General features: G+C 56.1%; 13 protein-coding genes. 6 read left to right on the forward strand and 7 right to left on the reverse strand.

The genetic code is table 11. The features are described 5' to 3' along the window. The first annotated feature begins 1 nt into the window (after position 1). Both ACR0EL_RS11550 and ACR0EL_RS11555 read left to right on the forward strand, forming a co-directional pair. Positions 2–970 carry a DUF2971 domain-containing protein gene (locus ACR0EL_RS11550; protein ID WP_480500025.1) on the forward strand — a complete coding sequence of 323 codons (969 nt, stop codon included), beginning with the start codon at positions 2–4 and terminating at the stop codon, positions 968–970. A gap of 359 nt (positions 971–1329) precedes the next feature. Beyond that, entirely contained in the window at positions 1330–1758 is a 429-nt protein-coding gene (locus ACR0EL_RS11555) for an excinuclease ABC subunit B (RefSeq protein ID WP_480500027.1), read from the forward strand. Between the two features lie 27 nt (positions 1759–1785). Here ACR0EL_RS11555 and ACR0EL_RS11560 read toward each other — a convergent pair whose 3' ends face one another. The 6 genes from ACR0EL_RS11560 to ACR0EL_RS11585 form a co-directional block, all read right to left on the reverse strand. Further along, on the reverse strand, positions 1786–2190 hold the full coding sequence (locus ACR0EL_RS11560; protein WP_480500028.1) for an excalibur calcium-binding domain-containing protein: 405 nt from the start codon (positions 2188–2190) through the stop codon (positions 1786–1788). A gap of 119 nt (positions 2191–2309) precedes the next feature. Further along, positions 2310–2636: an antibiotic biosynthesis monooxygenase family protein gene (locus tag ACR0EL_RS11565; RefSeq protein WP_480500029.1), complete on the reverse strand. Its 327-nt coding sequence runs from the start codon at positions 2634–2636 to the stop codon at positions 2310–2312. 124 nt (positions 2637–2760) lie between these two features. After that, positions 2761–5046, reverse strand: a complete 2286-nt coding sequence (locus ACR0EL_RS11570; protein WP_480500030.1) for a glycosyl hydrolase family 28-related protein — start codon at positions 5044–5046, stop codon at positions 2761–2763. A gap of 137 nt (positions 5047–5183) precedes the next feature. After that, positions 5184–5585 (reverse strand): DUF4864 domain-containing protein, encoded by a 402-nt coding sequence (locus ACR0EL_RS11575; RefSeq protein WP_480500032.1) that lies wholly within the window; start codon positions 5583–5585, stop codon positions 5184–5186. A gap of 47 nt (positions 5586–5632) precedes the next feature. Then, positions 5633–7207, reverse strand: a complete 1575-nt coding sequence (locus ACR0EL_RS11580) for a lysine--tRNA ligase (RefSeq protein WP_480500033.1) — start codon at positions 7205–7207, stop codon at positions 5633–5635. 264 nt (positions 7208–7471) lie between these two features. Then, complete coding sequence (locus ACR0EL_RS11585; RefSeq protein ID WP_480500035.1) at positions 7472–8644, reverse strand: zinc ABC transporter substrate-binding protein; 1173 nt, start codon at positions 8642–8644, stop codon at positions 7472–7474. Between the two features lie 56 nt (positions 8645–8700). Between ACR0EL_RS11585 and ACR0EL_RS11590 the strand changes: the two genes are divergently transcribed. The 4 genes from ACR0EL_RS11590 (at position 8701) to ACR0EL_RS11605 (ending at position 11267) form a co-directional block, all read left to right on the forward strand. Continuing rightward, entirely contained in the window at positions 8701–9213 is a 513-nt protein-coding gene (locus ACR0EL_RS11590) for a transcriptional repressor (protein WP_480500037.1), read from the forward strand. Between the two features lie 2 nt (positions 9214–9215). Then, positions 9216–9956 carry an ATP-binding cassette domain-containing protein gene (locus tag ACR0EL_RS11595; RefSeq protein WP_480500038.1) on the forward strand — a complete coding sequence of 247 codons (741 nt, stop codon included), beginning with the start codon at positions 9216–9218 and terminating at the stop codon, positions 9954–9956. Beyond that, positions 9956–10750, forward strand: a complete 795-nt coding sequence (locus ACR0EL_RS11600; protein ID WP_480500039.1) for an iron chelate uptake ABC transporter family permease subunit — start codon at positions 9956–9958, stop codon at positions 10748–10750. Before ACR0EL_RS11595 ends, ACR0EL_RS11600 begins: the two co-directional genes overlap by 1 nt. Positions 10751–10844: 94 nt before the next feature. Further along, positions 10845–11267, forward strand: coding sequence for a tellurite resistance TerB family protein (locus ACR0EL_RS11605; protein WP_170535981.1), 423 nt, complete (start codon positions 10845–10847; stop codon positions 11265–11267). 13 nt (positions 11268–11280) lie between these two features. Here ACR0EL_RS11605 and dacB read toward each other — a convergent pair whose 3' ends face one another. Then, positions 11281–12759 (reverse strand): D-alanyl-D-alanine carboxypeptidase/D-alanyl-D-alanine endopeptidase, encoded by a 1479-nt coding sequence (gene dacB, locus ACR0EL_RS11610; RefSeq protein ID WP_480500040.1) that lies wholly within the window; start codon positions 12757–12759, stop codon positions 11281–11283. Positions 12760–12778 lie beyond the last annotated feature (19 nt).

Raw genomic sequence — 12778 nt, forward strand, 5'->3', positions numbered from 1 at the left:
TATGATGAAAAAGGAAAAATTTCTGAGATTTTGGAATCTTCTCACCAACGATCTACACAGCAATCGTGACATCGGTAATTCAAGGCCTCTTTTAGTCCACTATACAACCGTGGACGTCGTTCAAAAAATTCTAACAACCCCTTGCTTATGGATGTCTAGCCCTCTGAACATGAATGATCACCAAGAAGTTGGTTTTCTCATCAACAATGCCATTTGGCAACTTCATGCCAGTACGTTGCTGAGAGATGCTTTTGATAGTGACAGCATTCACGTTGAGTTCCTTTCCGCTCTAAAGCGACAGTATGATTATTTTGGCTCAGAAGAGGTACTCAGTATTTTTGTTGCTTGCTTCTCAGAACACGAACCGGCCGAATTACCAGATGGAAAATTGAGCATGTGGAGAGGTTACGGCGATTTTGGAAACGGTGCAGCTATCGCGTTTGACACGAGTGCGTTAGCACTCGAACAAAACTCTCCTCTTGTTTTGTCCGAAGTCCGTTATTTGACGAATGCTGAAATCGTTGAACGAGTCAGAGACATGATTGGCCAATTGGCAACTGCAATAAAATCAGAAACGATTTCGATTGATGAAGCAGAAGGATTGGCTCACGTTGTATTTCGCAGATTGGCGTTGGCTGCGGTTTTTGCAAAGCATCGCGGTTTTGAAGAGGAACGTGAATGGCGGCTTGTGTACATGCCCAACCTGAACGACTCTGACAGATTTTCCCGCATGATCGACTTCTTCAATGGCCCCAAGGGCTTGGAGCCGAAGCTCAAACTTGCCCTGACCGAAGAAGAGGACCCGAGAGGCTTAAAACTAGATTTTGAGAAACTGGTGCATTCAATAATTATTGGTCCCAGCGCTGCTTCTCCTCTCAGTGAACGAGCTGCAAGCATCCTTCTCGATAAGATTGGGAGGTCAAATTTCAAAAGCAAATTGAAAGCTTCGACCATTCCGTTTCGTTCCTAGCAAGCGTAGGATGGGTGCTCGCACCCATCTTCTCCGGTGATAAACATTGATGGATGAAATCACCCATCCTACAGCCCCATACACCACCCTTACAGTCCAGCGCCCTCTCCTCCACGGTTGAAATCACAAATTGTGAGCCAGAACGGTTGCCACGACGAACACCCTGCCCAGCTCACATGAAGTCCAAAGCGCCATTCATCGGGTGTGCGGCACCCGCGTTGTACTGCCGAGGATTTGGGGGGGCCTCTAGGAAAGTCCGCCTGCGCCTTTGATCAGGCCGTGTCGCTTAGGGTCTGCCTCAATCGCTGAAGCGGATGACCATCCTTGTCCGATGCCGATTGGCAGCTAGATTACCGATCATGCGCATCGTCCTACTCTCAATAATCCTCGCCACCCCGGCCACCGCATGGGAGGCGACAGTCGGGCAAATCTGCACCCTGTCACACAGCACCGATCAGGCAGACATCTTCCTGACCTACGACCCGTCTCAGCCGCTTTATACGCTGACCGTCACCCGTAAGACCGAGGGTTGGACACAAACCCCATGGTTCGCCATGCGCTTTAACGGCCCTAGGCCCATCGAAATCGCCACGCCGCGCCATGTGTTGTCGGACAATGCGGCCTCGCTAACCGTCACGGATACCGGGTTTGGCAATGTTCTGGATGGGTTGGAATACAATCAAACCGCCTATGCCTTTACGCAGGACGGTCTTGCCGAGTTTCCATTGGACGGCGCAGCGCCCGAGGTGCGCATCTTTCGCGATTGCGCGGGCGCGCAGCTTTCATAACGGCGGCCAGTCACTCCGCCCAACAGATCACGGCCGCACGAACTTTGCGTTTCCAACCGAGCGTACGGGCGCTTTGTTCGTGCTTTGCGCTGGGGTGCTTTGAACTTGCACCGAACCCGATCTTTCACAGGACACACCGTTACCGTCCGGGTCATAGCGTTCGTGATAGCCAGCATAGCCTTTGCGGAACGGGCCAAAGCCAATTGCCTCGGGCGCAGAGCAACCTGTTAGAGCGATCAGGTGCAAGAGTGCTCCGTTGCGGTCATACTCGGATGTCCGGATATAGATATTCGCCGCCAATAGAAGCGTGGTTACAGGCAATGCAAGTAGCATCAGCGAAATCCGAAACGGCGATAGCGCCTTGCGGCGTGTCGCTTCGGCGCGCAATTGCCGCTTGGTCGCCTTCGGGGTTTGACCTTCAGGCTTTTGCATCGTGTTGTCCAAATTCATGACCCGAATCTAAACCACATTTGTGGCGAAGCCGAGGCGATCCGCATTGAGCAAATTAAAGCTGTGGCACATTGGTCGTCAGGCTCTAAGAAGATTGCCCACTAAGGGCGATCAAATGTGTCGGCCACGTCATACATGACCGGCTCAAAGCTCTTGCACATCTCATTGATCTTGCGGTTCCGGTTGCGCATCTCAGGCGTGCGCAGCATGGCAAGAAAATCCTCGCGCCGTTCCCATTGCGAGTAGTTGGCGATCCGAGTCTGGGCATCGTTCACATGCAACCCCGCCGAGACAAACCCCGGTTGCTTCGAAATGAACTCGGCATAAGCATCCGTCAACGCATCGAGCAGATCGTGACAGGTGCCCGGTGTCATTTCAAACGTTGTGATGACGGTCTGTACGCTGGCATTTTTTGCTATGGTCGGCATCTGCTCCTCCTGTGGCTGAAGCAAGCGTAGCACAGAGAACTGATATGTCGTCCAATTCCTTGGAAAATTTCAAAGCGCGACCGCAATGGAATGTGGCCGCCCCAAAGAGCGGCCACATCGATCCCTAACTCTCCAACCGGACCAGAACCGATGCAGAGCCCCGCAGGTTTTCTGGCCATTGCAAATGAATGTTGCCGCCATCGCCACCCTGTTCAAGCTGGACATAGGGCGCAAAAAACCGAACAGACCCGAATATGCTGACGGTCGGCCCCAACAGCGTAACCGCATCACAACTCCGGGCTTTGCCTCCAAATGGTAGCTGTTCGGAAGTCCCGATGGCCCAGAAGCTGCTGGCTGTATTCTGGTTGTGACGAATCCTGAGCGGGTTCGCCGCCTTCTTATCGACCCCATGATATGTGTTGTTTTGAAACGTCACATTGATATGGCTATCCTTATTGAGATCGGCAAAGGTCGTATCCACGCGTTCTGCGCGTTCGATATCGCTGCTGCTGGACCGGAACTTGTTTCCCGTCACCGCAAGACCATTCAGAAAGTGGCCGGGCCCATGCGGACGGATCACGATGTAGCTGAACCAAGGCGGTGCCTCACTGGAATAGAAGATGTTGTCCGTGATACTCATGGCGCTGAACGAATAGCCCGAGACGTAGCTGGGCTCTGCATCCCGCTCATTCGTCCATTGGATAAAACAGTTATCCACATAGTTCTCGGCAATCGTCGAACTGTTGTAAGTCCCGATCATGATCAGACCAGCCGTCCGTACGCCTTGCGGGATGCTATCACCCTGGAAGAAGTGGTTGCCTAGGATCATGTTGTTGTCGCCACCGACAACAGCAAAGTGCTTGAAGCGAACAATACGATTGTGGCGCAGTTTCACATCATTCGCGTTTGTGTTCAGCGCGATCGAGTTCCGGTCGGGTACGATAAAGGATTCCTCGGCTGACAAGAACTGGCAGTTGTCGATCAGCAAACCTTTGCAGCCCGTGCCAATTGATGAGATGCCACGATCCTTGGGACGGCTGACAAAGCAATCGGTCAAAGAAAACGTACTACCGGACGGGGCCAGCCGAATGGCGCTGCATCGGCTGTTACACTGGAATTCAATCTGCTCCATCCCGAATTTGCGCAAGGTGCTGAAGCCACTGAAATCCAGCAGGTATTTGAAAGACTGGAAGGTGTAAGTCTGCGTTCCTGAAGCATCGTAAAGCGGTGCGTTCAGTGTGATTTCACCGGCGCCCACATCCTTGGATCGCACATAGATCTCTCGCCCAACGCCTGCACCCTGCACCAACGAACCAACGGGAATATTCGCCACATTCGCCACATCTGTCAGGCGGGTGGCATCCGAAGGGTCATATGTGGCGACCGAGGTGAAGGTCTCGGTGTCCCAGTCCGAACTGCTTTTGACATCAAACTGGCCGTTCCTGATTACCCGTCGGGTAGAAAAACCCTGCTTGTTGGGCACAGCTGCTGCCATATCAATCGGGCCCGTGACCGAGATCTTCCGGCCCGCCAAATCCAACGAGTCATGGTCGACATTGTTGAGCAATGCCTGAAACGCCTTCTTAAAGGCCAACTCCTCATCGCCGAATGCCGTGATATAGGCGGGCAGATCAAAGTTCTTGGTTAGCAACAGCATTTTATCATCGGGCATCGTAACCGTGCCTTCAAAATCCATCTCGGATGCAATGCTGGTGTTTTCACCCAGATGGTATGTGCCCTGCGGGACATAAATCCGACGCCCGCCAGCCGCTTGGTCCGCAGCCTCGAACGCAGCGGAATCATCGGTGACGCCGTCACCAATTGCACCGAAATCCCGTACATCGACGATGCTGATCATCTCACGCAGAAAAAAGCCGGTCACATCGGTGATTTCTATATCATTCACACGGACCAGCGCGCCATTTGCACCCTCAATGTCCAAACCAAAATGCCCGAACAAGGCCGAAACACCCCACGGCATGTCAACACCTGGTCTGCGCCCGGTCCCGACGATGGCGGTGATTTCATGCACTTCGCCATAACCGGACAACTGCGTCGCGGGCCCCTCTTCGATCACACTGTCGACATGAGCATCCCCAGCACCACCTGCCCAGGCTGCAATCCGCACCTCGGGCAAAGGACCACTGATCGCTTTCACGCGCGCTTTGATCTGCAAATAGCAGCCCGGCAGTAACGGCGTCTGCCCCATATACCGCAATTGCTGCGTCGGATTGACCTTCAGAATTTCAAGGCAGCCGCCAAAATCTGCATCCGCCGGAACAAACACACCGGTGCCGGATCCGGCATAGGTTGGCGTACCCGGGGTGCCATCCCCTGCGGACCATACATCCAACCCGTTGGCGAACTGAGGCGGCATGAACACGATGCCGTCGGTGATTGCCTTATTCATAGAAATCCCTTTCCCAATCGCGCCGCGCATCACAGCGACACGTTCAAACCCGGTGCTCGGGTCCAGCCCGAACGCGAAAGTCTGAGTATCGAAAAGGAATTAACCGTAGTTCATTCCACCGTTACGGTGGTGTTGCATCACGCTGAGGGATCAGAATTGCCCAGAAGCTGTACACCATTGATTTTCCAGGCATTGCCCTGCTGTACCATCTGGTAGTCCAGTATGTGGGTCTGGCCGTCCTCATCCACAATCATTACCTTTTGCCACAGCAAACCCGTGATTTCGCGCAGTTCCAGAAACCGCACCTCGGCGGGTCGCCAAACCATCGGATATCCACCACGCACCATCGCGCCAAAATTATCAGGATTTTGGAACAACCTTTGAATATTGGGGCTGGCATAGGTGAAGGCGGTGTCAAAATCATCCGCCTTGAAGGCCTGTATCTGAGCCGCAATATTGGCTTCGATCTCGACATTCTGGGCCGCCGCGATCGGGGCCAATCCAAAGCTTAGAAACAAAATAAGCAGAATACGACGCATGGGGCACCTCCTGAACGAAGGGTAGCCCCATGCGGTTTCAGGTCAAATCAGACCAGTTCTCCGGCTAGCGCGCTGTCGATCAGGGCAATGGTTTCGGACACACCATAGAGCGCGATAAAGCCGCCGAAACGCGGACCTTGCGACGCGCCCAGCAGAACCTCATAGAGCGCCGTGAACCAACCACGCATCGGGTCGAACCGCTCGCGCCCGATGGAATAGACCACCGATTGCAGTGCTTCGTCTTCCATCGGCCCGTCATAGGCTTCCAAAGCCGCCTTCAATGCCTCCAGCGCCTCACGCTCCTGATCCGTCGGCACACGATGCTGGCGCGTCGGCTTCACGAAGTCGTTGAAGTAGCGCACCGCAAAGCCCGCCGCTTGGTCCAGATCAGGATGCGTCTCGGGCGTGGCCTCAGGTGCGTAACGGCGAACAAAACCCCACAGTGCCTCTTTATCCTCAGCCCCCGAAACAGATGCCAGATTCAACAGCATCGCAAAGGGGACCATCAACGTGGATTCAGGAACATCCCCACCATGGATGTGCCACACCGGGTTGTTCAGCTGCGCCTGCAGTTCCTGCCCCGGATAAGCCCGCAACTGCTGATGATATTCATCATAGGCCTTCGGGATCACATCGAAATGCATCCGCTTCGCGGTCTTGGGCTTCTGATACATGAAATAGGCCAGCGACTCGGTCGGCGCATAAGTCAGCCATTCGTCAATCGAGACGCCGTTGCCGGACGACTTGGAAATCTTCTGCCCATTCTCATCCAGAAACAGCTCATAGCTAAAATGCTCGGGCGCACGGCCCCCCAACGCGCGGCAGATCGCGTCATAAATCTTTTCGTTGGTCGCGTGTTCCTTGCCATACATCTCGAAATCAACGCCCAGCGCTGCCCAGCGTGCGCCAAAATCCGGCTTCCACTGTAGCTTGACGTTGCCACCGGTGACAGGAACGGTCCATTCCTTGCCCGTCTCATCATCGAAGGTCACGGTATAGGTCTCGGCGCAGACCTTTTTCATCGGCACATACATCACCCGTCCGCTTTCAGGGTGCAGCGGCAGGAAGATCGAATAAGTTTGCTGGCGTTCTTCCCGCAGGCTTTTCAGCATGATCGCCATGATCTCGTCATAGCGTTCGACCGCACGCTTGAGCACATCATCAAACTGCCCGGATTCGTAAAACTCCTTGGCCGAGTAGAACTCATACTCGAACCCAAAAGTATCGAGGAACCGCCGCAGCATCGCATTGTTATGCTCACCAAAGCTGTCATATTCGCCAAACGGATCGGGTACTGAGGTCAACGGACGCTGCAAATGCTGCTCCAGAACCTCCGGGTTCGGCACATTGGTCGGCACCTTGCGCATCCCATCCAGATCGTCCGAAAAACAGATCAGCTTGGTCGGAATATCCGACAGCGCCTCAAACGCGCGCTTGACCATCGTGGTCCGCGCAACCTCGCCGAACGTACCGATGTGGGGCAGGCCAGATGGGCCATAGCCCGTCTCGAACAGCACATATCCCTTCTCCGGAGCACCCTGTTTGTACCGTTTGAGCAACCGGCGCGCCTCCTCAAAAGGCCAAGCCTTGGACGTCATGGCGGTATCGCGCAGTTCAGACATTTTTTGGTGTGCTCCATAAGGGAAAACCGTCCCGATCGCCCCATGCCATCGGACCGACCCCTCCTATTGTGCGAGCGCAGCATGAGTCAATAACGACACATACTTTTTCCGATTCGTCACAATTGTGTCGGGCAATCAGGACGGCCGGCCAAACTGGCGAATTCGAGCATAAAAGGGAAAACTGGAAACCGTGTTCAACAGCTACGCGACTTCCAGCAGGATATCCCGACCGAACTTGCGGATCCGATCGGGATCGGCGTTACCTTAGAGGCACTCAGCCAAAGTCTTGGCCATGTTTTGAATGAGCTGTGGATAAAGGTCCTTGCCCGGCTCAAGTTCCGAGCCCAGCGGGTCAATCACACCCGTATTCGCCTCGGTTCCAGCCAGAACCGTTTCGATGATCCCTGGGTTGAACTGCGGTTCCGCCAAAACGCAATCCACACCTTCACCGGTGATGCGACCCTGGATTTCAGCGATACGCGCCGGGCTTGGATCAGCGGCATCCCCAAGCGAAATGGCACCCGCCGCCGGAAAATCAAAATCGTTTTCGAAGTACTGATAGGCGTCATGGAAAACGATAAAGCTGCCACCGCGCACTGGTTCGAGCGTCTGTGCAACTTCAGCAGACAGCGCTGCCATCTCTTCGCGAGCCGCCGCAGCATTTGCAAAATAGGTGCCCGCATTGTCAGGGTCAGCCGCTGACAGTTGCGCCGCAATCAGGTTCAGCCATGTGCTCGCATTTTCAGGCGATAGCCATGCATGTGGATCATGCGCCCCGTGATCATGCCCATCATGATCGTCGTGACCTGCGTGGTCATCGTGGTCATGATCGTCATGGTCCGCGTGTTCTTCGCCGTGGTCATGATCATCATGATCTTTAGCATCAGCATGATCGTCATGATCGTGGTCGTCATCTTTGGCATGATCATGGTCATCATGTTTTGCGTGATCATCCCCGTGGTCATGATCGTCGTGCCCTTCGTCCGCATGGTCGTCGTGGCCCTCATGATCGTGATCGTCATGCCCATGGTCGCCATGGTCATCATGATCGGCATGATCGTCGTGGGAGTGCGCTTCAAACAGCGCGTTTTCACGAAAATCCAGCAGGACCGTGCCGTCTGATTCCAGCAAAGTAGTAACGGTCGCGCCGTCTGCCAACGTCTCGACCGCGCCTTCCATCCAAGGCGTCAGATCCTCACCCATCCAGAACACCAGGTCCGCCTCTTGCAACGCGGCAGCTTCGGACGGGCGCAGGCTGTATTCATGGGGGGATGCGCCTGATTGTACAATCAGGGCTGGCTCACCAACACCGTCCATCACTCGCGCGACAAGCGAATGAACCGGAGCGATATCGACGGCCACATTGGGGACCTCGGCCAAGGCCGTCCCCCCCATCAAAACCGCCGTGATCGAAACAGGAAGAAGCTTTCTGGACATCAGACACCCTATGTGATTTTATAACGTCAGCAGCGACATACATGATATATAATAACATGACAAGCGAGACACCCTCGAGCCCGGCCGACAACGCCGACCTGATTGGCTTTGCCAAGCATGATCACGCCTCCTGCGTTGAAACCGGGCTGGCCACCGCGCAGGCACGGTGTGAGGCAGAAGGGCTAAGACTAACGCCTGTTCGCCGCAAGGTGTTAGAGATGCTGCTACAGGAACATCGCGCACTTGGTGCATATGCCATTCTGGATCGCCTGCGCGACGAAGGGTTCGGATCACAGCCGCCGGTTGCGTACCGCGCCCTGGATTTTCTGGTGGAGAATGGTTTCGCCCATAAGATCGAACGCCTAAACGCCTTCGTCGCCTGCGCCCACCCCGGCGGCTCCCATTCGCCCGCCTTCATGATCTGTCGCAAATGCGATGCCGTGGCCGAGGCCTATTCAGCCCCCGCCAAGGGTGCGCTTGGGGCCGCTGCACGCGCCGTCGGGTTCGAGATCGAACGCACGGTCGTCGAGGCCGAAGGCATATGCCCCGATTGCATCGAGAAACGCTGATCATGGCCCTCGTCTCCGTCAAAGACCTTGGCGTCCGATATGGCGTGAACACCGTGCTGAGCCATGTAAATATGGTCATCAACCCCGGCGAGATCGTTACCATTGTTGGCCCCAACGGCTCGGGTAAAACCAGCTTGTTGCGTGCAATCATCGGCGCCACACAACCCGCAGCCGGACGCGTCGAGCGCAAGCAAGGGCTACAAATCGGGTATGTTCCGCAAAAATTGCACATCGACCCAACGCTGCCCATTTCGGTTGATCGCTTCATGCGCCTGACAGATCGGGTATCGAAACAGGATTGCGCCGAAGCGTTGAAAACAGCGGGCGTACCGGACCTGCTAAAACGCCAGATGTCTCAGCTATCCGGCGGTCAGTTCCAACGGGTCCTTTTAGCCCGCGCCCTGATCAACCGTCCCGAGCTCCTGCTGTTGGACGAAGCGACTCAAGGTTTGGATCAGCCTGGCTCTGCCGCGTTTTATCGCCAGATCGAAGATGTCCGGCGCAATACCGGCTGCGCTATCCTGATGATAAGTCACGAACTGCACGTGGTGATGAGCGCCTCGGACCGCGTGATTTGCCTGAATGGGCATATCTGCTGCGAAGGCTCCCCCGCGGTGGTCGCCTCGGCCCCGGAATACCGCGCCCTGTTTGGCACGGGCACCGGCGGCGCACTGGCCCTTTATCGCCATGATCACGATCATCACCACCACGACCACGCAAACCCGCAGGAAGCCGCTGAATAATGCTTGATGATTTTATGACTCGGGCAACGCTCGCCGGGATTGGCGTGGCTATGGCAGCTGCGCCTTTGGGGTGTTTCGTCGTTTGGCGTCGGATGGCCTATTTCGGCGATGCAACCGCGCATGCCGCCATCTTGGGCGTCGCCTTGTCTCTGACGTTCCAGATTTCCGTGTTTACCGGAGCACTCGCGGTAGCTTTGATCATGGCAATGACGGTGACTCTATTGGCAGGCAGAGGGTATGCAATGGATACGCTATTGGGCGTGCTAGCCCATTCTGCGCTGGCCTTCGGTCTTGTTGCCGTCTCGTTCCTGTCGGGTGTTCGCATTGACCTGATGGCCTATCTGTTTGGCGATATCCTTGCCGTTTCAAAAGCTGACCTGATCGTCATTTGGGGTGGGGCCGCACTGGTTGTGACCTTGATCACTTGGCGCTGGTCTCAACTGCTGACCGCGACTCTGAACGAGGAACTGGCCTACGCGAGCGGCTATAACCCCAAACGCGAGCAGTTGATCCTGACCCTGGCTCTTGCCGTCACGGTTGCCGTCGCCATCAAGGTTGTGGGTGTTCTGCTGATCGCAGCCATGCTGATTATCCCAGCCGCCGCCGCGCGCAGCCTAGCCCGCTCACCTGAATCGATGGCATTGATTGCCGCCGGGATCGGCGCTCTGTCGTCGGTAGCAGGTCTCCGGGCCGCCTATGTATTCGACACGCCCGCCGGCCCCTCTATTGTTTGCGTGGCCGCGCTTGCATTCGCCTGTTTCAGCCTGCTGGGTTGGCAGGGCAGGCGCACTTGAGCCAGCAGCAAAGAATGCGACCAAACAAGCTGTTGAACCCGCACGCGCGCGCACATATCGTACAGCTTTGAAAACCTTCACGCAGGACGCATTCATGCCCGATCAAACCCCTCATCCCATGTCTCCGCAGGATTGCCTTGTGGCGATCATGGTTGCGGTCTCCGCTTCGGACGAAAACATCCGCACGGCTGAGCTGGTCAAGATTCAGGGCGCCGTGAATATGCTGCCGGTTTTTGCGGGCTATGATGCCGATCGCATGCGCCATATTTCGCAAACCGTGTTCGATTTGTTCGAACAGGAAGACGGTCTGGACGCTCTGTTTGGTCTGATCCGAGACAACCTGCCCGAACGTCTGAACGAAACCGCCTACGCTCTGGCCTGCGACGTGGCGGCGGCAGACGGGTCATTGGCCGAGACAGAGCTGCGGCTTTTGGAAGAAATCCGGTACGAGCTGAGTATTGACCGCCTGCACGCCGCCGCAATCGAACGCGGTGCACGCGCACGTCACGTCGTCTGAGCCGAGCTTAGGCTCAACTACCGTAGAGCGCGCCCCATCGTTCGATCAACGCCCGTTGCAGCTTGCGCGACCGCCGATTCCAGGCGCGCGCACCTTCGGGCCGTTCTCGTTGCGCGCGCGTGATCGTAGCGCGGTGGGCCTCATCTGCGGTGAAAATCGCAAAAGCCAGCTCTGACCCGTCCGCCGTTGTCAGAAAACCACCCAAGCCCGATACGAAGTTTAGGGTGCCGGTTTTGGCATCAACCTTGATCGGGTGATCCTCGACCGGTCGGCCTTGGCTGTCGGTCAAGGCAAAGGGTTTCAGCAAATGCCTCAACGCCCCCGTTTTACGCGCCTGCACCAGGGCCGAGACCAGATCCCCCGGTGCCATGCGCGACGCATCACCCAAGCCGGAATGATCCACCATTGCAATTTGATTAACGCCATAGGTCTCCGACGCCCACCGGTTCATCTCGGCCGCTGACTCAGCAAGCGAGTGCGGCATCACCCCCCGCGCCCGGGTCGCAGCCATCCCCACAGTTTCAGCCGTCAGGTTCGTCGAATACTTCAGCATCCCGCGCAAGATACTGTCCAAACGATCACTTTGATGCACGACCAAAACAGTGCCTTTGGGCGTTTCTCGGGTGACCTCAACCCGCCCCAGGACAATCCCATTGGCCCGTGCCAGCGTTTTTAACACATCCCCTGCATAAAGCGCAGGCTTGCGCACCGGCAACCAGCGCGACCCTTCATTCCCCAAAGCTGCTTTGGCAACGGTCCAGCGGTCCTGACGTGCACTGGCCTGATAGGTGTAAATCGGCAGGCTGCGCCCCTCGACCCGCATCGCAGCCATATCCACATCTGGGCGATACTTGGCGGTGCGGGCATCCATGGTGACAGCGTAATCAGTGCCCTCCCGCTTCCATTCAAAATGCACCCGGTTGAAATTCAACGAAATCCCGCTGATCGCCGGGCTATAACCCAGATGGTCCGGCTGGCCCGGATCAATACTGAAAACAAAGGGCAGCGCGCCGTCATAAACTTTGAACGCCCCGCGCACCTCGGTGATCCCGGCACTCCGCAAGTTGGCCGCCATAGTGGCCAGACCGTCCGTATCCAACAACGGGTCGCATCCGCCCACCAGGATCAGATCGCCCCGCAAAACCCCGTTTACGACTGGTCCATCCGCCAGCAATCTGGTCTCAAACCGATGATCGGCACCCAAAACATCCAGCGCATAAAGCGCCGTCAAAGCTTTGCCGACACTGGCGGGAGGCAACCCAAGCTCTCCCCTATAGCTTTCAAGCTGTGCGCCTGTATCCACATCGGCCACGGCGAATACAACTTCTCCGCGCAGCCCGGCGGCCTGAACCAGACGATCCGTCCCGGTCAGCTGTTTGCCGCGCAACTGAGGGCGAAGCGACGTCAAAGGCGCTTCGGCCAGACCCATCGCCGGGATCAAAGACGCCCCAACACCCCCTAAGAAAAAACGACGCGAAATACGATCGACCATGGGTCAAATAAAATCCCAG

It is taken from the genome of Ruegeria sp. AH12, assembly GCF_056541465.1.

Bases quoted from the DNA above. Each gene is read 5' to 3' on its own strand.
- ACR0EL_RS11550 (WP_480500025.1), top strand. From the start codon at position 2: ATGATGAAAAAGGAAAAATTTCTGAGATTTTGGAATCTTCTCACCAAC.
- ACR0EL_RS11555 (WP_480500027.1), top strand. From the start codon at position 1,330: ATGCGCATCGTCCTACTCTCAATAATCCTCGCCACCCCGGCCACCGCA.
- ACR0EL_RS11560 (WP_480500028.1), bottom strand. From the start codon at position 2,190: ATGCAAAAGCCTGAAGGTCAAACCCCGAAGGCGACCAAGCGGCAATTG.
- ACR0EL_RS11565 (WP_480500029.1), bottom strand. From the start codon at position 2,636: ATGCCGACCATAGCAAAAAATGCCAGCGTACAGACCGTCATCACAACG.
- ACR0EL_RS11570 (WP_480500030.1), bottom strand. From the start codon at position 5,046: ATGAATAAGGCAATCACCGACGGCATCGTGTTCATGCCGCCTCAGTTC.
- ACR0EL_RS11575 (WP_480500032.1), bottom strand. From the start codon at position 5,585: ATGCGTCGTATTCTGCTTATTTTGTTTCTAAGCTTTGGATTGGCCCCG.
- ACR0EL_RS11580 (WP_480500033.1), bottom strand. From the start codon at position 7,207: ATGTCTGAACTGCGCGATACCGCCATGACGTCCAAGGCTTGGCCTTTT.
- ACR0EL_RS11585 (WP_480500035.1), bottom strand. From the start codon at position 8,644: ATGTCCAGAAAGCTTCTTCCTGTTTCGATCACGGCGGTTTTGATGGGG.
- ACR0EL_RS11590 (WP_480500037.1), top strand. From the start codon at position 8,701: ATGACAAGCGAGACACCCTCGAGCCCGGCCGACAACGCCGACCTGATT.
- ACR0EL_RS11595 (WP_480500038.1), top strand. From the start codon at position 9,216: ATGGCCCTCGTCTCCGTCAAAGACCTTGGCGTCCGATATGGCGTGAAC.
- ACR0EL_RS11600 (WP_480500039.1), top strand. From the start codon at position 9,956: ATGCTTGATGATTTTATGACTCGGGCAACGCTCGCCGGGATTGGCGTG.
- ACR0EL_RS11605 (WP_170535981.1), top strand. From the start codon at position 10,845: ATGCCCGATCAAACCCCTCATCCCATGTCTCCGCAGGATTGCCTTGTG.
- dacB (WP_480500040.1), bottom strand. From the start codon at position 12,759: ATGGTCGATCGTATTTCGCGTCGTTTTTTCTTAGGGGGTGTTGGGGCG.